At 61.3% G+C, this 19,266-nt stretch carries 18 protein-coding genes; 10 read left to right on the plus strand and 8 right to left on the minus strand.

The features are described from left to right. Nucleotides 1-196 precede the first annotated feature (196 nt). Genes AC1D2N_RS20560 through AC1D2N_RS20585 form a run of 6 tightly spaced genes read left to right on the plus strand, consistent with a single transcriptional unit; the run spans nt 197 to nt 6,023 of the window. Nucleotides 197-1,057, plus strand: coding sequence for an ABC transporter substrate-binding protein (locus AC1D2N_RS20560; RefSeq protein WP_130652249.1), 861 nt, complete (start codon nt 197-199; stop codon nt 1,055-1,057). 14 nt (nt 1,058-1,071) lie between these two features. Next, nucleotides 1,072-2,202, plus strand: a complete 1,131-nt coding sequence (locus AC1D2N_RS20565) for an LLM class flavin-dependent oxidoreductase (RefSeq protein ID WP_130652250.1) — start codon at nt 1,072-1,074, stop codon at nt 2,200-2,202. A gap of 24 nt (nt 2,203-2,226) precedes the next feature. Further along, nucleotides 2,227-4,059 (plus strand): TRAP transporter large permease, encoded by a 1,833-nt coding sequence (locus AC1D2N_RS20570; protein ID WP_130652251.1) that lies wholly within the window; start codon nt 2,227-2,229, stop codon nt 4,057-4,059. A gap of 13 nt (nt 4,060-4,072) precedes the next feature. Beyond that, nucleotides 4,073-5,071 carry a TRAP transporter substrate-binding protein gene (locus AC1D2N_RS20575; RefSeq protein ID WP_130652252.1) on the plus strand — a complete coding sequence of 333 codons (999 nt, stop codon included), beginning with the start codon at nt 4,073-4,075 and terminating at the stop codon, nt 5,069-5,071. A 41-nt stretch (nt 5,072-5,112) separates the two neighbouring features. Then, nucleotides 5,113-5,367: a hypothetical protein gene (locus tag AC1D2N_RS20580; RefSeq protein WP_245484459.1), complete on the plus strand. Its 255-nt coding sequence runs from the start codon at nt 5,113-5,115 to the stop codon at nt 5,365-5,367. Continuing rightward, nucleotides 5,364-6,023 carry a peroxiredoxin gene (locus AC1D2N_RS20585; protein WP_130652253.1) on the plus strand — a complete coding sequence of 220 codons (660 nt, stop codon included), beginning with the start codon at nt 5,364-5,366 and terminating at the stop codon, nt 6,021-6,023. The genes AC1D2N_RS20580 and AC1D2N_RS20585 overlap by 4 nt, the downstream gene beginning before the upstream one ends. 103 nt (nt 6,024-6,126) lie before the next feature. Here the strand turns inward: AC1D2N_RS20585 and AC1D2N_RS20590 are convergent, their stop codons facing one another. After that, a complete protein-coding gene (locus AC1D2N_RS20590; protein ID WP_018241758.1) occupies nt 6,127-6,897 on the minus strand; it encodes a gamma-glutamyl-gamma-aminobutyrate hydrolase family protein in 771 nt (256 codons plus the stop codon). A 174-nt stretch (nt 6,898-7,071) separates the two neighbouring features. Continuing rightward, nucleotides 7,072-7,794, minus strand: coding sequence for a glutathione binding-like protein (locus AC1D2N_RS20595; protein ID WP_018241759.1), 723 nt, complete (start codon nt 7,792-7,794; stop codon nt 7,072-7,074). Nucleotides 7,795-7,965: 171 nt separating this feature from the next. Here AC1D2N_RS20595 and AC1D2N_RS20600 point away from each other — a divergent pair, with 171 nt between their 5' ends. Together AC1D2N_RS20600 and AC1D2N_RS20605 are read left to right on the plus strand one after the other, a co-directional pair. After that, nucleotides 7,966-8,958 carry a lytic transglycosylase domain-containing protein gene (locus tag AC1D2N_RS20600; RefSeq protein WP_197728244.1) on the plus strand — a complete coding sequence of 331 codons (993 nt, stop codon included), beginning with the start codon at nt 7,966-7,968 and terminating at the stop codon, nt 8,956-8,958. A gap of 80 nt (nt 8,959-9,038) precedes the next feature. After that, on the plus strand, nt 9,039-9,995 hold the full coding sequence (locus AC1D2N_RS20605) for an NAD-dependent epimerase/dehydratase family protein (protein WP_197728247.1): 957 nt from the start codon (nt 9,039-9,041) through the stop codon (nt 9,993-9,995). Between the two features lie 7 nt (nt 9,996-10,002). Here AC1D2N_RS20605 and AC1D2N_RS20610 read toward each other — a convergent pair whose 3' ends face one another. The 6 genes from AC1D2N_RS20610 to AC1D2N_RS20635 form a co-directional block, all read right to left on the minus strand. Then, entirely contained in the window at nt 10,003-11,268 is a 1,266-nt protein-coding gene (locus AC1D2N_RS20610; RefSeq protein ID WP_130652256.1) for a glycerate kinase type-2 family protein, read from the minus strand. Nucleotides 11,269-11,428: 160 nt separating this feature from the next. Next, nucleotides 11,429-12,826 carry a dipeptidase gene (locus AC1D2N_RS20615; protein ID WP_130652257.1) on the minus strand — a complete coding sequence of 466 codons (1,398 nt, stop codon included), beginning with the start codon at nt 12,824-12,826 and terminating at the stop codon, nt 11,429-11,431. Between the two features lie 17 nt (nt 12,827-12,843). Then, entirely contained in the window at nt 12,844-13,902 is a 1,059-nt protein-coding gene (locus AC1D2N_RS20620; protein ID WP_130652258.1) for an ABC transporter ATP-binding protein, read from the minus strand. Between the two features lie 7 nt (nt 13,903-13,909). Further along, nucleotides 13,910-14,701: an ABC transporter permease gene (locus AC1D2N_RS20625; RefSeq protein ID WP_130652259.1), complete on the minus strand. Its 792-nt coding sequence runs from the start codon at nt 14,699-14,701 to the stop codon at nt 13,910-13,912. Further along, nucleotides 14,698-15,522, minus strand: a complete 825-nt coding sequence (locus tag AC1D2N_RS20630; protein ID WP_130652260.1) for an ABC transporter permease — start codon at nt 15,520-15,522, stop codon at nt 14,698-14,700. Before AC1D2N_RS20630 ends, AC1D2N_RS20625 begins: the two co-directional genes overlap by 4 nt. A 133-nt stretch (nt 15,523-15,655) precedes the next feature. Further along, nucleotides 15,656-16,696 carry an ABC transporter substrate-binding protein gene (locus AC1D2N_RS20635; RefSeq protein ID WP_477981876.1) on the minus strand — a complete coding sequence of 347 codons (1,041 nt, stop codon included), beginning with the start codon at nt 16,694-16,696 and terminating at the stop codon, nt 15,656-15,658. 272 nt (nt 16,697-16,968) lie between these two features. Here AC1D2N_RS20635 and AC1D2N_RS20640 point away from each other — a divergent pair, with 272 nt between their 5' ends. Both AC1D2N_RS20640 and AC1D2N_RS20645 read left to right on the plus strand, forming a co-directional pair. Further along, entirely contained in the window at nt 16,969-18,846 is a 1,878-nt protein-coding gene (locus AC1D2N_RS20640; RefSeq protein ID WP_245484460.1) for an adenine deaminase, read from the plus strand. Between the two features lie 109 nt (nt 18,847-18,955). Beyond that, nucleotides 18,956-19,255 carry a DUF6074 family protein gene (locus AC1D2N_RS20645; protein WP_028732131.1) on the plus strand — a complete coding sequence of 100 codons (300 nt, stop codon included), beginning with the start codon at nt 18,956-18,958 and terminating at the stop codon, nt 19,253-19,255. The last annotated feature ends 11 nt before the right edge of the window (nt 19,256-19,266 follow it).

Here is a 19,266-nt window from a genome sequence, read left to right on the forward strand (position 1 = left end):
TAAAAAAGTAAAGTGACGGCGCCGAATTTTCAACTCCGGCTCGCTCACTTCGCTCGATCTGGTAAAAGATTTCATTGCCTATCGATTTTATGGGATTTCAAAGGCGATTTTCTCCTGCTGACGACAATCGCTTCCTCGTAATCAATTTATAAAAAAGTAAATTGACTGCTATGAGCCACGCCATCGGTTGCACAGAATGAAAATTGGTGTTCACCCCAACAATCTGCATCTTCGCCTCGCGCGGCTCTGGCCCGGCGCCTTTGTCGATCTGCAGCCGATATTCGTCTCCTATGCCGAAGGCCGCGATACCGCGGTGCTGCTGGAACGTGGCGAGATCGATCTCGGCGGCACCGGCTCGACGCCGCCGATCGAGGCGGATATGCGCGGGCTTGCCGTCGAATATATCGCTGCCTCCGCGCCGCGCCCGGCCAACGGCGCCATCTTCGTCAGGAGCGACAGTTCGATCGGCTCCGTCGCTGAGCTGAAAGACCGCCGGATCTCGCTGATCGACGGTTCGTTTCACACCTATCTCCTGGCCCGCAGCCTCGAAGGTGAGGGGATGAGCCTGCCCGATGTCGAGCGGGTCGAAAGCGGCGCGCGCGATTCGCTCGCCGACCTGCTCGAAAGGCGCGTCGATGCCTGGGTCGCCATGTCGCCGCGTCTCGAAAAGGCGCTGGAGCGCGACGACGTCAGGTTGATCGTCCGCTGCGGCGCGGCCATTCCCAACCGTTCGCTTTTCTGGACACTGCAGCGGAACGGTCTTTCGGCGACGGAGACCCGGGCGATCGTCTCCGAACTCAGCCGGATCGGCACCGAGATCGCCGCCGATCCGCGCGCCGCCGCCGGACTTCTTGCATCTGGCGACCGCGGCGGATCTGGCAACCGCGGCGGAACGGATGTCGATGCCTGGGAAAAGGTGGTGCGCTCGCGAGACTTCACGGTGTTTCCGATCGACGACGAGATCATTGCCGAACAACAGGAAGAGGCCGACACGCTGCTGCGTCACGGCCATTTCGCCAAGCCCATCGTGCTGAAACGCCCGGAAATGACGAAATAACAAGGAATCGGGAGATGAACGTTTTCTGGTACATGTGCGCGCCCGACGGCGCCTATCCCTGGCAGCCGGAAGGCTCACGTCAGGTCGACTACGGCTATTACAAGCAGCTTGCCCAGGCCTATGACCATCTGGGTTATACCGGCGCCCTGTTTGCGACCGGCGCCCATGACGTCTGGGTGCTGGCGAGCGCACTGCTTGCTCATACCGAGCGGCTGCGTTTTCTGGTTGCCATCCATCCTGGCCTCGTTGCTCCGACATTGCTTGCCAAGATGGCGGCGACCTTTCAGGAGTTCGCCCGCGGCCGGCTGCTGATCAATGTCGTCTCCGGCGACGCCAAGATGCTCGGCGCCTATGGGATGATGTTACCGCATGACGAGCGCTACGACATGGCGGAGGAGTATCTTCAGCTTTGGCACCGGCTCTTTGCCGGCGAGAGCGTTACCCATCAGGGCAAGTATTTCTCGACGGATGGCGCCAAGCTCGCCTTGCCGGTCGGCGAGAGCATCGCACCGCCGCCGCTCTGGTTCGGTGGCTCCTCGGATAAGGCGCTTGAAGTCGCGGCGAAACATGTGGACACCTATCTCTCCTGGGGCGAGACGCCCGCCCAGATCGGCGAGAAGGTCGAAGCGGTAAAGGCGCGGGCCGCCCACTACGGCCGTGAACTGGAATATGGCATCCGTCTCTACGTCATCGTTCGCGACACCGACGAAAAGGCCTGGGAGGCGGCGGCCGATCTCTATAGCCGCATGGATGATGCGGCGATCACCGCTAACCAGCGTTTCGTCGCAAGAAGCGATTCCGTCGGCCAGCAGCGCATGACAGCCTTGCACGGCGGCCTCAAGCCGGAAAACCTGCGCGATCTCGAAGTTGCACCGAACCTCTGGGCCGGCATCGGCCTGGTGAGGCCCGGCCCCGGCACGGCGATCGTCGGTTCGCCGGATACGGTTCTGCGCACGCTCGAAGCCTATCAAAAGGCTGGTGTCGATACTTTCATTCTTTCTGGCATGCCGCTGCTTGAGGAAGCCTATCGTTTCGGCGAAAAGGTGCTGCCGCGGCTCGATGTCAGCAGGGAGGTCTCGAAGGCGCGGAACTACACCTGGTCGACGCTATTCGATCGCGATCTTTCGACCGTCAAGAATGCCTGATCCTCTCGCCAGAAGGTAAGTGTTGTGGCCACGAGTGAATTTCATCCGATCGAACAGACCGCTCCGGACAGCGGGGTGGCAGCGCGCCTGCTGCGGGTGATCGAAGCGGTTCTCGGCATTGCGGCGGCACTCGTTCTCGCCGTGCTGCTCTTGATGGTGCTCGTCACAGTCTGCCTGCGCTATTTCTTTAGCGCCGGCTTCATTGGCGCCGAGGATCTTGGTATCTGGCTGCATGTCGGCCTTATCGCGCTCGGCGCGCCGCTCAGCCTCAACAGCGCGCTTGCCATGCGCCTCGACGTCTTCGTCAAGATGCTGCCGGAAAGCCTGCAGAAGGTCACGCCGATCGGCGCCGACGTCTTCACCGTGCTTTCAGCGCTGATTCTGAGCTTCGGCGGCAGCGAGATCATGACGATGCTTGGCGGCGTCTCGCCGACGCTCGGCGTGCCGGAATGGATCCGCTTCGGTTTCCTCGGCGCCGGCGGCGCGCTGATCCTTGTCGTGCTGCTTTTGCAGCGCATCGCCGAAGGCAAGATCCTGCCGGTTTTGCTCTCGCTTGCCGTCGGTGTCGCGCTCTATGCCGGCATCCCGCATGTCTCGCTCGATCTCGACTGGCCGCCGAGCATTTTTCTCGGACTAATCGCCGCGGTCGGTCTCGTGCTTGCTGCGCCGCTGCCGCACGCCTTTCTTGCCGCAGCCTATGTCGTCATCGCCTTCGGCAGCAGCCTGCCGGAGCCGGCGATCGTTTCCGCCACCGTCACCGGCATCTCGAAATTCCTGCTGCTCGCCATTCCCTTCTTCCTGCTCGCCGGCGGCCTGCTGACGGCCTCCGGTGTCGCCAACCAGCTCGTGCGCTTCGCCGCCGCCATGGTCGGTCATCGCCGGGCCGGGCTGGCGCAGACGACGCTGTTGACCAGCGTTCTCTTTTCCGGCGCCTCCGGCTCGTCCGTCGCAAATGCCGCCTTCGGCGCGTCGACCTTCCAGCCCGAGCTGGTCAAACACGGCTACAGGCCGGCGCAGGCGGCGGCCATCATCGCCTCGACATCGGTTCTCGACAATGTCATCCCGCCGTCGATCGCCTTCTTGATCCTTGCGACCGCGACCAATCTTTCCGTCGGCTCGCTGCTTGTCGGCGGCTTCTTCGCCGGCGGCCTGATGGCCATATGCCTTGCGGTCGCCATCCATCTGAGCGTGCGCGAGCAGGTGCCCTTGCCGCGCGCAAATGCGAGACAGCGCTGGCAATCGGCGGTCCAGGCGATCCCAGCCTTCGGGCTCGGCGTCATCGTCGTCGTCGGCATCCGCATCGGCATCGTCACGACCACGGAAGCGGCCGCGCTTGCCGCTTTCTACACGCTGCTGCTCGGCATCGGTGCGCGGCTCGGCATTCTCTCGCTCTATGCCGCCTTTCGCCAGGCAGCAGTTGAAGCGGCGGCAATCGGTCTCCTCATCGGCACGGCCGGCCCCTTTGCCTTCCTGCTGGCTGTCGACGACGTGTCCGGGCTGATCTCGCATCTGACGACGGCACTCGGCGGCAGCGCGCTTGCGGTCATCCTGCTGTCGAACGTCATCCTGCTGGTTGTCGGCCTCGTTCTCGATATCGGCGCCGCGATCCTGCTCTTCGGCCCGATCCTGCTGCCGGCAGCGGTCGCCGCCGGCATCGATCCCATTCAGTTCGGCGTGATCATCGTCGTCAACCTGATGATCCACGGACTGACACCGCCGCTCGGCATGCTGATCTTCGTCGTCAGCGGCGTCACGCGCATTCCCGCCTCAGAGCTCTTCCGGGCGGTGGTTCCCTATCTGCTCGCTCTCCTGGTCTCGCTCGCAATCCTCTGCGCCTGGGCCATCATCTTCTCGTAAACAGGACAACCCCATGGACAATTTCAATCGACGCCATTTCCTGAAGACCGCTGCTCTCACCGGAACGGTGCTTGCAGCGCCCGCTTTCGTCCGCACCGCCGCCGCCCGCACGACGACGATCACGATCGCTTCGCTGCTCGGCGACGACAAGCCGGAAACGAAGATCTGGGTGAAGATCGGCGAACTGGTCGAAGCGAAGCTGCCCGGCCAGTTCAAGTTCAATATCGTCAGGAACGGTGCGCTCGGCGGCGAGAAGGAGGTGGCCGAGGGCGTGCGCCTCGGCTCCATCCAGGCCAGTCTCTCGACGGTCTCGTCGCTCTCCGGCTGGGCACCGGAACTGCAGATCCTCGATCTGCCCTTCCTCTTCCGCGATGCCGACCATGTCCGCAGGACCGTTGGTGGTGATGTCGGCGCCGATCTCAAGCAGAAACTGCAGGCGCAGAATTTCGTCGTCGGCGATTTCATCAATTACGGCGCCCGCCATCTCCTGACCAAGGAGCCGGTGACGCGGCCGGAGCAGCTAAAGGGCAAGCGCATTCGTGTCATCCAGAGCCCGCTGCACACCAAGCTCTGGAGCGCATTCGGCACGACGCCGATCGGCATTCCGATCACCGAGACCTACAATGCGCTCGCAACCGGTGTCGCGGACGCGATGGACCTGACCAAATCGGCCTATGCCGGCTTCAAGCTCTATGAGGTCGTGCCTGACATGACCGAGACCGGCCACATCTGGGCATCCGGCGTCATCTACTATGCCTCGACCTTCTGGGCCGGCCTCAATGACGATCAGAAGGCGGTGTTCCAGCAGGCATCCAGCGAAGGAGCTGCCTATTTCAACCAGCTGATCGTCGACGACGAGTCCAAATCCGTCGAGACGGCACTTGCCAACGGCGGAAAGCTCCTGAAGCCGGAAGCCTTCGACGAATGGCAGAAGGGCGCCCAAGGCGTGTGGGACGATTTCGCGCCTGTTGTCGGCGGCATCGACAGGATCAAATCCGTTCAGGCGGCCTGAGCGAGGGGCGGCGGTTCTCCTGCAGCTTTGAACGGAGACCGATGGAAAAACCATCGGTCTCTTCATCGCGCGCACTTGCCGGAAAAATAATGCCGGAGCAGGCCGGAAATCGAAAGAGCATGCCTTCGGTGATCGTGGTATATGACTTACTTAAAATCCTGGAATGGGAAGTTTTTACCTTCGGCCGGTGCGGTCCTGTTGACCGCAATCTCGCGACCGCTTCCGGCGGACGGATCCCATGGCCTCGATTTGAAATAAACAACATTGAACACAAGGCTTTGGAGGGCCGACCATGAGCTTACGTATCAACGATATTGCCCCCGATTTTACCGCCGACACCACGCAGGGACCGATCAGCTTCCATGATTGGATCGGCAGCGGCTGGGCCGTCCTGTTCTCGCATCCGAAGAATTTCACGCCGGTTTGCACGACCGAACTCGGCGCCATGGCCGGCCTTGCGGGGGAGTTTACCAAGCGTGGCGCCAAGATCATCGGAATCTCCGTCGATCCTGTGGAAAGCCATGCCAAGTGGAAGAACGACATCAAGACCGCCACCGGCTTCGACGTTGAATATCCCCTGATCGGTGACAAGGACCTCAAAGTCGCCAAGCTTTACGACATGCTGCCGGCCGGCGCCGGCGAGAGCTCGGAAGGCCGCACGCCTGCCGACAACGCGACGGTGCGTTCGGTCTTCATCATCGGTCCCGATAAGAAGATCAAGCTGATCCTGACCTATCCGATGACGACGGGCCGCAATTTCAATGAGATCCTGCGCGCTATCGATTCCATCCAGCTGACGGCCAAGCACCAGGTGGCCACACCGGCGAACTGGAACCAGGGTGATGACGTCATCATCACTGCCGCGGTGTCCAACGAAGACGCGATCACGCGTTTCGGCGCCTTCGATACGGTTCTGCCCTATCTCAGGAAGACCAAGCAGCCGACGGCCTGATCCCGGCTCTCGAACCTCTACAAGCCGTCGCGAAAACATCTTCGCGGCGGCTTTTCTTTGTGGTGCTGATAGCGGTGAAGTGTCGGCCGTAACCGATCGAACCTTAGGTGATGGCTTTGCGGGCTCTCACCGCGTCGCCGAATGCCTGAAACAGCGCACGATTCACAGGGTTGGTTTGGGGATCGTATTCGGCGTGCCATTGCACGCCGAGCGCAAATCCCGGCGCGTCTTTGAACCGTATCGCCTCGATCGTCCCGTCCTCGGCAATTCCTTCGGCAACGACCCTCTCGCCAAGTTCGAGGATGCCCTGTCCATGTAGCGAGTTCACCCGGATCGTCTCTCGGCCGAGAATGCGCGCAAACATCCCGTCCTGGATAAGTCGAACATCGTGACGATCGCCGAAAACGATGGCGGGGTCGGGATGGATTTCGCCGGTCTCCAGGCGCGGCATTCGGTGGTTCATGCGTCCTGGCAATTCCCGGATTTCAGGATGCAACGAGCCGCCGGCGGCGACGTTCATTTCCTGAAAACCGCGGCATATACCGAAAACAGGAACGCCTTGCGCAACACAGGCTTCAATCAATGGTAGCGCCAGCCCGTCACGATCTTCATCGTAAGGTTCGTGCTTGGGATCAGGCACCATGTTGAAGCGGCTGGGATGGACATTAGCTCTGGCGCCCGTCAGCAGAATGCCGTCGACGACAGCCAGCAGATCCGCGATATCGGCTAGTTTAGGATTGCCGGCAAACATCAGCGGCAAGGCTTCGGCAACATCGGCCACTGCTCGCAGATTATTTTCTCCGACAAGCTGGGCCGCAAAGCGGCTTTCGACGATGCGGGCGTTCCCGATGATGCCGATTACAGGTCTCGTCATTGCTGGCCACACCCCAAGTCGCAACGCCAGCTGCTGCCCAAACCGTCAAGATCCGCGGGCAGGTGATCTGCAACGACGCGAAGCGGGAACCGGCCTTTGGCTGGCTGCGGGCCCGGTTGTCACTATGGATATCCTTTGCCGCAATGACGGTGCAAGAGCTATCGCAGCCGATGCTCAATCCGGAACGGGAAGGGCGCGCTGGTTGTAGAGGATCTTGCGGATGCGCGCCTGCTCCTCTTCGGAGAGCTTACTGTTGTCGGTGCCAAGATCGGCGCCGACCGCCAGGCCGCGTTGGACACCAGGCCGTGCGCCGACCTCCTCGAACCATCGCTTGAAATGCTTGAACTCGTCGATGTCCTGACCCTGTGCCTGCCAGTTGACGGTCCAGGGATAGCTGACGATATCGGCGATTGTGAATTCCTCACCGGCCAGATAGCGCCGGTCGCGAAGCCGCATGTTGAGAACGCCGTAGAGGCGGTTGGCTTCGTCCGTGAAGCGCCGCACCGCATAGGACTGGTCGCCTTCGCGATCGCCAAGGCGACGGAAATGACCGGCTTCGCCGAGTTTCGGCCCCTGGTTCGCCATCTGCCAGATCACCCATTGCGTGACCTCGTATTTGCCGCGCAGATCCTGCGGCCAGAATTTACCGGTCTTCTCGGCGAGATAGAAGAGGATCGCGCCGGATTCGAACACGCTCAACGGACCGTCGCCATCGGCAGGCTCGTGATCGACGATGGCCGGCATGCGGTGATTGGGGTTGAGTTTGAGATAATCAGGTTTGAATTGGTCGCCCCGGCCGATATTGACCGGCACCAGCCGGTAGGGCGTGCCGGTTTCCTCCAGGAAGATCGAAACCTTCTTGCCGTTCGGCGTCGGCCAGTAGTGGAGATCAATCATCTGCTTATCCTCGTTCGCTTAGATAGTCCTGGTGAAGAGGATGACGCTGCGACCGTGGCAGGTCGAATATATCTGTTCCAAAATTGCTGGCGAAATTAGAAACCTGGTGCAGAGAGGGAAATGGGGGAAGCTTCCTACCCGTATCGATGGTATTGAGAATTCAGCGTCGCGATGGAAGTTCGAACCCGCCGAGATCCGATGATAGGCCGGAAACGTCAGTCCGACATGGGGAGGGGATCGGCGAAAGCCATGCTTTCGCTCTGCCTTGTGTTTTCCCAACTGGACACGGTAAAGGCCCAGCCGGAAGGAAGCGCTGGGGCGCCGGCCTGTCTCTATTCGGGGCCCTCGGCGTCGGAATCGGGTGAGACGCTTTGCATCCGTAAGGACAGTTTCAATCGAGACCTTTGCGTCGCGATCGAGCATTTCGCCAGCGCCAATCAATTGCCGCCGGATTATTTCGCCCGTCTCATCTGGCGGGAAAGCACCTTTCGCCCCGATGCAGTCAGCTTCAAAGGAGCGCAGGGGATTGCGCAGTTCATGCCCGGAACGGCGAAACTGCGCGGTCTTGAAGACAGCTACCAGGTGTTGGAAGCGCTGCGGAAATCGGCGCAATATCTCGACGAATTGCGCAATCGTTTCGGCAATCTCGGCCTTGCCGCCGCCGCCTATAATGCCGGCGAAAACGGACTTTCCTCTTACCTAGCGTCAGGGAGATTACCTTACGAGACACGCGGTTACGTCCTGGCAATCACCGCGCATACGATCGAGGAATGGAAGGATAATCCTCCGGAAGATGCGGCTGCCCCGCTCGACAAGGACAAGTCCTTCCTCGATGCTTGCGTGGCGCTTGCGGAGAGACGGACGTTGAAGGACACGCCCTGGCGTCAGGAGGGTGAATGGGCGCCCTGGGGCGTCCAGCTTGCGGCGAATGCGAATGTCGCGGTAGTCAGGCGCATGTTTCTCGATGCAGTGCAGGATCTGCCCGCGCCCCTGAATGCGGAGCAGCCGCTGATCCTGCGTCAGCGCGATCGCAGCTTTGGTTTTCGCCCGCGTTATGCTGCCCGCATCGGCCGGCAGACACGCCTGGAAGCCAACGACCTCTGCAACCAGATCCGCAAACAGGGCGGCACCTGCCTTGTTTTCAGGAACAGCGGGCCTGGTTGAGCCGAATTGATCACGAAAAGTCTGCTTGCGGGATCACCCAAGCGCAGCATATTCGACACGGAAATGCAAAGGGAGGAACGATGATGCGGGTTTTGGTAATCGGGGCAACGGGCCATGTCGGAACCTATCTCGTTCCCCGTCTGGTGGAAGCCGGCCACGACGTCGTTACGATCAGCCGCGGCACAGCAAAGCCTTATACGGCAAACCACGCCTGGGCTGCCGTCGATCAGCGTCAGATGGATCGGACAGCCATGGAGCGGACGGGTGATTTCGGCCCGGCCGTGCGTGGTGTGAAAGCCGATATCGTCATCGACATGATCTGCTTCTCGCTGGAAAGTGCCGAGCACCTGGTGACGGCTCTGTCGGGGCATGTCGGTCATTTCCTGCATACCGGCACGATCTGGACGCACGGCCACCCGACAGCCGTGCCGACACTGGAAGAGGCGCCGAAATTTCCCTTCGGCGAGTACGGCACGCAGAAGGCGGCGATCGAAACCTATCTGCTGCAGCAGGCAAGGCTGCGCGGATTTCCGGCAACCATCATCCATCCCGGCCATATTGTTGGTCCCGGCTGGGCGCCGCTCAATCCGGCAGGCAATTTCAACCTGCAGGTCTTTTCGACCCTTGCCCGCGGAGAGGTCCTGGCGCTGCCCAATTTCGGCCTGGAGACCGTTCATCACGTCCATGCCGATGACGTGGCGGCGATGTTCATGGATGCGATCGCCAACTGGAACACGTCGACCGGCGAAAGTTTTCACGCGGTTTCGGAGCAGGCATTGACCCTTCGCGGCTATGCCGAATCAATGTCTCGCTGGTTCGGGCACGAGCCGAAGCTCAGCTTCGCGCCATTCGACGCCTGGGCCGAAGGTCAGACGGCTGAGGATGCGCAGGCGACCTGGGAGCATATTGCCCGCAGCCCGAATTGCTCGATCGCCAAAGCGAGGCGCCTGCTGGGTTACACCCCAAGATACACGTCCCTGCAGGCGGTGCAGGAATCGGTTGGCTGGCTGGTCGGGCAGGGGCGGATCAAGCCCTGACCCCGCTCTAACGGATCAGAATAGCCCTGAAATCATTGACGTTGGTTCCGGTCGGGCCGGTTTCGAAGAGATCACTGGTGGTCGCAAAGCCCGAATAGCTGTCATTGCCGTCGAGCAGCCGGCGCGGATCGAGCCCGGCGGCGCGAAGGCGCCTTGCCGTGCCGCCATCGGCAAAAGCGCCGGCATTGTTCTCCGAGCCGTCGATCCCGTCCGTGTCGGCGGCGAGGATATGAATGCCCACCTGTCCGTCGATCGCAAGCGCCATGGCGAGCGCGAATTCGCCATTACGTCCGCCCTTGCCGCCCTTGGCTCTCAGTGTCACCGTCGTCTCGCCGCCGGAAAGGATGACGACCGGCTTGGAAAACGGCCTGTTGCGGCCCAATACCTCGCGGGCAATCGCCGCATGCACCAGCGCCACGTCGCGCGATTCCCCCTCGATTGCATCCGAAAGGATCGCCGGCTCGATCCCCTGCGACTTCGCCAGTGCGGCCGCCGCATCCAGCGAAACGCCGGCGGAGGCGATGATGTGATGCGCGTGCCGCAGGAAGACCGGATCGTCCGGTCGCGGTGCATCGGCCTTCGGCGAGTTCAGATGGTCGAATGCGGCCTGCGGCAGCTGCAATCCGTATTGCCTGATGATCTCGAGCGCATCGTGCCGTGTCGAACCATCAGGGACCGTCGGCCCGGAGGCGACATGGGCCGGGTTGTCGCCGGGAATGTCGGAGACGATCAGACTGACGACCCTCGCTTTGGTCGCTGCTGCAAGTCTTCCGCCCTTGATGGTGGAGAGATGCTTGCGCACGACATTCATTGCCGAAATCGGTGCGCCCGAGGCAAGCAGCATTTCGTTGAGCGCAATCTCGTCTTCGAGGGTCAGCCCGTCCGGCGGGGCGGGCAGCAGCGCCGAGCCACCGCCGCAGATCAGCGCGATCACCAGATCGTCTTCCGTCAGACCGTTCACCGTCTCCATCAGCCGCTTTGCGGCGGTAAGGCCAGCCGCATCCGGCACCGGATGGGCGGCCTCGAAGATCTCGATGCCGCGTGTCTCGCAGCCATAGCCGTAGCGGGTGACCACCAGACCCTCGAGCGCTCCGTCCCAGACGCTTTCGAGCGCCCGCGCCATCTGCGCCGCGCCCTTGCCGGCGCCGATCACCACGGTCCTTCCCTTCGGCCTATCAGGCAGGTTCGCCTTGATGCCAGTCAGCGGATCGGCGGCGCGAACCGCCGCGTCGAACAGGCTTTTCAGAAAATCGCGGGGAGCTGATATCGTCATCGGTGGTCTCTGCTGCCTCGGTGTCGATGTGGGATTGTTCGTTATTCTCGGCCTGCAGGATCAGCAGGGTGCGCTGGCCGCACCATAGCCTACGGCATAATTCCTCAAATCGGAATCGATCGAAGGATAAAATTATGCAGCAATTCAAAGTGCTACAGCGTCAGTCGGCGAGGGCCGCCAGGATCCGAACCCAGGATCGTATGCCTTTATGAAAACTGGAGAGATCGTATTTTTCGTTCGGGCTGTGGACGCGGTTGTCGAAGCGGGCGAAGCCGACGAGGAGGGCATCGCAGCCGAGCCGGCGTTTGAATTCGCCGATGATGGGGATCGAGCCTCCGGTGCCGGCAAGGGCAGCTTCGCATTGCCATTCCGTCGAAAGCGCCTGAAGCGTCCTGGTGAGAAACGGACTGTCGATCGGCATGACGGTTGCCGGCGAAAACCCGTAATCCCTGAAGCTGACCGAACAATCCCTAGGGATACGTGCGCGCACGTGCCGCTGGAAGGCATCACGGATCGTCTGAGGATCTTGCCCTTCAACCAGGCGAAACGAAATCTTGGCGCTTGCCTTCGCCGGAATGACGGTCTTGAAGCCTTCTCCTGTATAGCCGCCACTCATGCCGTTGATTTCGCAACTCGGCCGCGCCCAGATCTGTTCGAGGACGGAACGGCCTGTCTCGCCGGCCGGATCTCTCAGGCCGATATCGCCGAGAAAGGCCTCCTCGTCGAAGGGCAGTCTTTTCCACAGCGCCTTGATGGCGTCGGGGAGCTCTTTCACGCCATCATAAAAACCCTCGACCGCGACGCCGCCATCGGCTCGCCGCAGGCTCGAAACCACGTCTGACAGCACCTGAAGCGGATTGCGCGCGGCATTGCCGAACATGCCGGAATGCAGGTCTAGATTGGCGCAGGTGACCTCGATTTCCGTGGTGTAGATACCACGCAGCATCGTTGTGACGGCAGGCGTTTCGCGATCCCACATATCCGTGTCGCAGACGAAAACCGCATCGGCCTTCAACTCGTCCGCCGTGGCATCCAGAAAGGGTGCGAGGCTCGGGCTGCCGGCCTCTTCCTCGCCTTCGAACAGCATGCTCACCTGCACCGGCAGTTTTCCGGTGACGCTCTTCCATGCACGGCAGGCTTCGACGAAGGTCATCAACTGTCCCTTGTCGTCGGACGCGCCGCGCGCCACGATCGCGGTATCGCCGTTCGGCAAGGCTTCCATGCGGGGCTCGAACGGATCGCTCGTCCACAGCGCCAGCGGATCGACCGGCTGGACATCGTAATGGCCGTAAAACAGCAGATGCGGTCCGGACGCCGCCTTTTCATGGGCGACGACCATCGGATGCCCGGTCGTTTTACGCACCGATGCTTCGAAGCCGATCGCAGCCAGATCCCGGCTCAGCCATTCGGCGGCAGCGCGGCAGTGATCGCGATAGGTCGGGTCGGTCGAGACGCTCGGAATGCGGATCAGCTCGAAAAGCCGCGCCAGGCTACCATCGAGGCTTCGGTCCACATGGGCAAGAACGGCATCGATATCTTGATCCATGGCACTAGTCATCGTCTCTCCTCAGCGGTTCAATCTTCCGGATCGAGAATGCAGCATTGCTCGGCGAGCGGTATCAGCACGGCGGACGACCCCGTTTCCAGCGGGTCGGACAAAGCCCCATTGGCGGTGATCTCTCCCGCTGATGTCGTGCATTTGTACTGGTAGGCCCGGCCAAGATAGGTGCGCGTGCCGAGCACGGCCGCGATGCCATCACCGTCACGGCTGACGGCAAGACCGTCTGCGCGGCAGGCCAGCACGAAGTCGTCCTTGATCGGTCCGAACGTTTCCTGTGACAGCTGCAGCCGCGCTCCGCCGGTCGTCTCGGCCATCACAAGCGCGCCGTTGCGCGCGGTCACGTTCATGCGGATCAGGTTCTCGAATCCGACGAAGCGGGCGACGAAAGCGTTGGCCGGCTGGCGATACAGCACCTCCGGCGCGTCGAGCTGCATGATGCGCCCGGCATTCATGATCGCCACCCTGTCGGAGATCGAGAATGCCTCCTCCTGGTCGTGGGTGACGTAAAGTGACGTGGTGCCGTTGGCGCGCTGGAGCTGCCTGATCTCGACGCGCATGTCGATCCTGAGCTTTGCATCCAGATTGGAAAGCGGCTCGTCGAACATCAGAAGCGGCGGCTCGATGACCAGTGCCCGGGCGAGAGCCACGCGCTGTTTCTGGCCGCCTGACAGGGCCGACGGCAGCCGGTCGGCGAAGGCCGAAAGGCCGACGCGGTCCAGCATGGCCATCGTTCTTTTCGCCCGTTCCGGCTGGGGAATACGACGCTGCCTCAGGCCGAAGGCAACATTGTCCTGGACGCTCAGATGAGGAAAAAGCGCGTAGTTCTGAAAGACCAGGCCGATGTCGCGCGCATATGCGGGTAGGCCGGTGAGGTCGCGCTCGCCGAGCTTGATGCTGCCGCTGCTCGGCTGCAGAAAACCGGCGACGAGGCGCAATGTCGTCGTCTTTCCGCAGCCGCTGGAGCCGAGCAGGGAGACCAGCTCCCCGGCCATGACTGAGATCGACAGGTCCTTAAGCACCTGGGTGCTGCCGTAATGGGCGGAGATGGAATCGATGGTGAGGGATACGGTCAAGAGCGTTCTACTTTGTCAGGAAGGTGAGACCGAGCGTAGCCTCGACGACGGCCATGACGCCGACTGTCAGGAACATCAGCAGCACCGATACCGATGCGATCGTCGGATCGAAGAACTGTTCCATATGCGCAAGGATCTGGATCGGCAGCGTCGAGATGCCCGGCCCGGTCAGGAAGACCGAAACCGACACGTCGTTGATCGAGGTGATGAAGGCGAGGATGAAGGCGGCAATGACCCCGGCCCGGATATTCGGCAGGACCACGGTCAGGAAGGTTTTCAGCGGCGGGCAACCCAGGCTGATCGCCGCCTCCTCGACGGAAAAATCGAAGGCCGCCAGGCTGGCGCCGACGACGCGCACCGAATAGGGCAGGATCAGCAGCGCATGGCCGACCAGCAGGCTGATGAAGATCGGAAGCCCGAGGCCAATTGTGACCGATTTCATCAGCGAAAATCCGAAGACGATCTCCGGCACCAGGATCGGCAATACGAAAATGGTGGAAAGCCAGCGCGGCAATTCCACCCGGTAGCGGTTGATCGCATAGGCCGCCGGGACACCGATCAGCAGGGACAGCGCCGTACCGAAAAAGGCGACCTGCAGGCTGGTCAGCGCGGTCGTGCGGAAGGCCTCGATCTCGAAGATATTGACGAACCAGCGCAATGTCAGGCCCTGCGGCGGGAAGGTCAGATAGGTCGTGTCGCTGAAGGCCGCACCCATGATGATGACCAGCGGTGCGAGCAGGAAGAAGAAAACGCAGGCCGCAAAGGCGGCGAGGATCGGGTGAACGCGCCTGTCCATCATACCGCCATCGGATTGAGCCGGCGTGCGATGCGGCTCATGATGAGGACGACGCCGAGCGTCAGCACCACCATGATGGCGGCGATCGTCGATGCGCCCACCCAATCGAAGGTCACCATGGCGCGCTGGTAGAGGAAGGTCCCCATCATCATCTGCTTTTCTCCGCCGAGCAGTTGCGGTGTCGCATAGGAGGTGAAGCTGCCGGTGAAGACCAGGACCGCGCCGACGATGAGGCCGGGTGTCGCGAGCGGCAGGATCACCTGAAAGAATGTCATCAGTGGTCTCGCGCCGAGCGAGGCGGAGGCGTCGATCAGATCGCGCGGGATGCCTTCAAGCACCCCGACCAGCGTCAGGATCATCAGGGGAACGAAGAGATAGACCATGGCGACGATGACCGAGCCTTCGGTATAGAGCATCGAAAGCGGCTCCCCGATAAGGCCGGTCGAGATCAGCATGGCATTCAGGATGCCATTCTTCCCGAGAATGATCAGCCATGCGAAGGATCGGACGACGACACCCGTCAGCAGCGGAAAAACCGCTGCGATGATCATGATGCTCTTTGCGCGACCGGGCATTTGCGCGATCACATAGGCGGTGATGAAGCCCACAGTGAGCGAAATCGCCGTCGTGACCAGGGCGACCTCCAGCGTCCGATAAAGAACCGCCCGGCGAAAACCGCTGCTGAAGAATGTCACATAGGGCGCAAACACGCCCTTCGGCTCCGCGAACGTTGCCGCGATGGTGATGGCGACGGGAACGATGAGAAGCACAACGACGGCAATCGTCGCCGGCATCGTCAATCCCCACCTGGCAAAATGCTTCATCTTAAAACTCGCGGCATGTCCTGATATCAGGAGCGCGCCGCATCTCGGATACGGATGTGCGGCGCTTCCATGTCTGGCCTAGGTCTGGCCCAGGACTGGCAACAAACCGGCCCCAGGCCGGACATCGCGCAGCTTACTGACCGAAGACTTCGTTCCACCGGTCGATCCAGTCGGCCTTGGCAGCATTCATCTTGGCATAGTCGATGCGGGTAAGGCCTGCCACCATATCCGGGCCATAGGTCCAGATCTTCGCCTGGTCCGGCGTCAGGCTGACCTTTGTCGAGATCGGCGCGTCGACGCCTTGTTCGGCTTCAGCCTGCTGGACTTCTTTGGACAGGATGAAGTTGATGAACTGATGGGCGAGTTCGACATTTTCGGAACCCTTCGGGATGTTCACGGTGTTCAGCGTCGCGATGTCGCCGTCCTTGAGCTTGGCCCATGTCATCGTCGGAACGGCCGCCTGCATCGATGCCAGGGTAAAGTCCTGGGCCAGCGCAACGCGAACTTCGCCTGTTGATATCAGGTTCACCAGCTCCGAGCCGGTGTTGTAGTTCTTGACGACATTGGGCTTGAGTGCCTCGATTTCCGCAAAGGTCTTGTCGGCGTCTTCATAGGCATCCGTACCGCCATGCTTGCCGGCTTCCAGCACGACCAGCGGGCCGGCCGTAGTGGTGATTCCGGGCAAGGAGACGGAGCTTTTCAGATCTTCGCGCCACAGGTCGCCCCAGGCGGTGATCGGTGGGTTGACCTTGGCGGAGTCATAGACAATGCCGACGCGTCCGATCGTGTAGGCAGGTCCGTATTTGCCCTGAGGCGCCTTGCCCAGCTCGTAGATATCAGCGAGGTTGGGGATCTTCGACGCATCGATTTCCTGGAACAATCCCTGTTCGATGCCGAGCTGCGAGAAGCTGTCTGTGAGATAGATGACATCGACGCCCTTGCCGTCGCGCAGTTTCAGCTTGTTGAGCCGGTCGGCATTGTTGCCTGTCTCGAACACGATCTCGCAGCCGCAGATCTTCTTGAAGGGCGTGATGATGTTCGCATTCATCTTCTCGCCGTTATAGCCCCACCAAGAGATGGTCAGAGTCTTCGATTGCGCATGTGCCGCAACGGTGCTGCCGACGGCGGCAAGCAGCGCAAGAGACAGGATTCGGGCAAAACGTCTGGCCTTCATGAGCAATGTCCTTCTGCGAAAAACGGATTTGATAATCGGGATCATACCCCCTGGATTTGAGGGATACTATTTTTTGATCGGTCAGGTCGCAAGCTCAATAATTGAGCAAATAGGCTCTTATGCGGGGAATTTTCCCAGACCGATCCCGTCAGTAACTCCCGGTTGCCGACGCCTTGTCGTCGCTCACGAAACGTGTGGTTCATCAGCGCTTTACACATCCGGATGTGGTCTTTACGGTCCGGCGGTTCCAGCTTCTCACGGGCATTTCATTCATGGCCACTTCGCGCACTGCTCTTCCAGATGATCTGCTAATCAACGCGTCCGACGAGGTGCTGACGCGCCAGGATCTGGTGCTGACGGCGCTCGGACGCCGGCCCGCCGACAGGCTGTTGCGCGTGGGCAGGTTGCTCGATGTCCACACCAGGACATGGCTCGACGATCAGGAGATCGTCATCAAGGGCCGCCGCATCGCCTATGTCGGCCCCGCCGGCAGCTACGCAGGCGAGGTGAGCGAGCGCTTATCCGAGCCGGATCTTGCGGCCGTGCCGGGCTTCGGCGAGGCGCATAAACATATCGAAAGCTCCCACCTGACGCCTGAATGGGAGGCGGCTCTGGTGATGCCGCATGGCGTGACCTGGACATGCGAGGCGAGCCACGAGTTTTCCAACGTCAACGGCGCCCGCAATCTGGAATTCTGGCTGGAAGCGCGCCGGCGCGGATCGCCGATGAAGATCTTTCCCCTGCCTGGCTCCGCCGTCCCGCCGACCGCCTATGAATGGGGTGGCGGCTGGTTCGGTTACGATGAGCAGAAGGCCTTCCTTTCCGAAAGCCTGATGGTCGCCGGGCTCGACGAGGTCATGGACTGGCCGTCCATATCCGATCCCGGCAATCCTTCCTACGATCGGCTATGGGGCATGATCGGCGCGACCTTCGAGCAGCGCGGCGTGGTCGAAGGCCACGGCGCCGGGCTGCGCGACATGGCCTCGATCAATGCTTTCGCCGCAGCGGGTCTCGCTTCGGATCACGAAGGCTGGTTTCTCGACGAGATCTGGCAGAAGCTTCTCCACGGCCTTTTCATCGAGCTCAGGCCGCATTCCCTGCCGGAGGTGATCCGCGGGCTGATCGACAAGGGGCTGACGGACTGGTCGCAGATCGCTCTGGTGACCGACGACCGCAGCGCCTCGGACACACTGAAAATCGGCGCGACCGATCACAATGTCCGCCTCGCCATCGAAAACGGCCTTGCGCCGGAGATCGCCATCCAGTGCGTCACCCTCAATCCGGCACGCCACATGCGGCTGACGCCGTGGGTCGGATCGATCGCGCCAGGCCGTTTCGCCGATTTCGTTCTTCTCAGCGACGTCGCCAGCCTGTCGATCGAAAAAGTATGGGCGGACGGGCGTCCTGTGTCCGAGGGTGCGACATTCATTGGCGTGCGTCCTGAAATCGATTGGCCGCAATGGGCGACGCGCACCGTGAAAATAGACAGGACGGTCACGGCTGACGATTTCCGTATCGAGGCGCCGCCGAACCGGACCACGGTCAACGCAGCACTTTTGCGGCCGTTTCACTGGCACGACGATTTCATCACCATGGAATTGCCGGTGGAGGACGGCGCCGTACAGCGGGATCCCGCGCGCAATGTCACCAAATTCTCGATTGTCGACCGGTTTTCCGGGGAGGCCAAGGTCTCCAGGATGTTCTGGCTGGGCACCGGACCGCGCACGCCGGAGACTGCGCTCGCCTCCACACTCGGGCACGACAAGCATAATATCTGGACGGTCGGCTCATCGGACGAGGCGATGGCGATGGCCGTGAATGCCCTGAACGAACAGCAGGGCGGCTGGGCGCTGGTCTCCGGCGGCAAGATTCTCGCTGGTGTCCGCTACGAGGTCGGTGGTCTGATGACGGCGCGTTCGGCCGAAGCGCTCGATGCGGAGATGCAGGCCCTTTATGCGGCCGGCGCCGGGATCGACTGGATGTACGAGCCGACCTTCTCACCTCGATGGTGGCCAGGCTTTCCCGAACGCCTGTCATTTGCGACGCTGACCTGCTCGCCCTGGCGCTGGGTCCTGGTCGCGCCGTCGGAGCTGGCGCCGGAGGGGTTCGTGAACGTGCTCACCGGCAAAACCCATCCGATTGTCTGGTGACGTTGCGGCCCGCCAAAATTCCACCTGATTGATCTTCTTACTGCAGCAAATAGAAAGCGTTAACCATAGTCTCGTAGACAACGAACAGGATCAAAGGAACCTGTGTTCGATGGCTACTGAAATGACCCGCCGGCCTGCCGGCGCCAATGAAGGCAGAATTATTGCCTTTCCTGCTGGAACCGGAATTGCGAATATTGAGCGTTGCGCTCGCGAACTCGGCCGCCGGCATGGCGCAGATGCGATAGAATTCTGGAAGGCCGAATGCCGCAGGCTTGCCGATCAGCTTCTGGCGGCCGGGATACCGGAGAGCGATGTCGGTCAGCGGGTGCTGCAGTTTCAGCAAGATGTCCAGAGCGAACTGGTCTTCAGCCATCAAAACGGACCACTGCCCAAGTCTCAAAACCGATAGCGGCAATCTCG

Source organism: Rhizobium sp. P1_B8 (assembly GCF_056406515.1).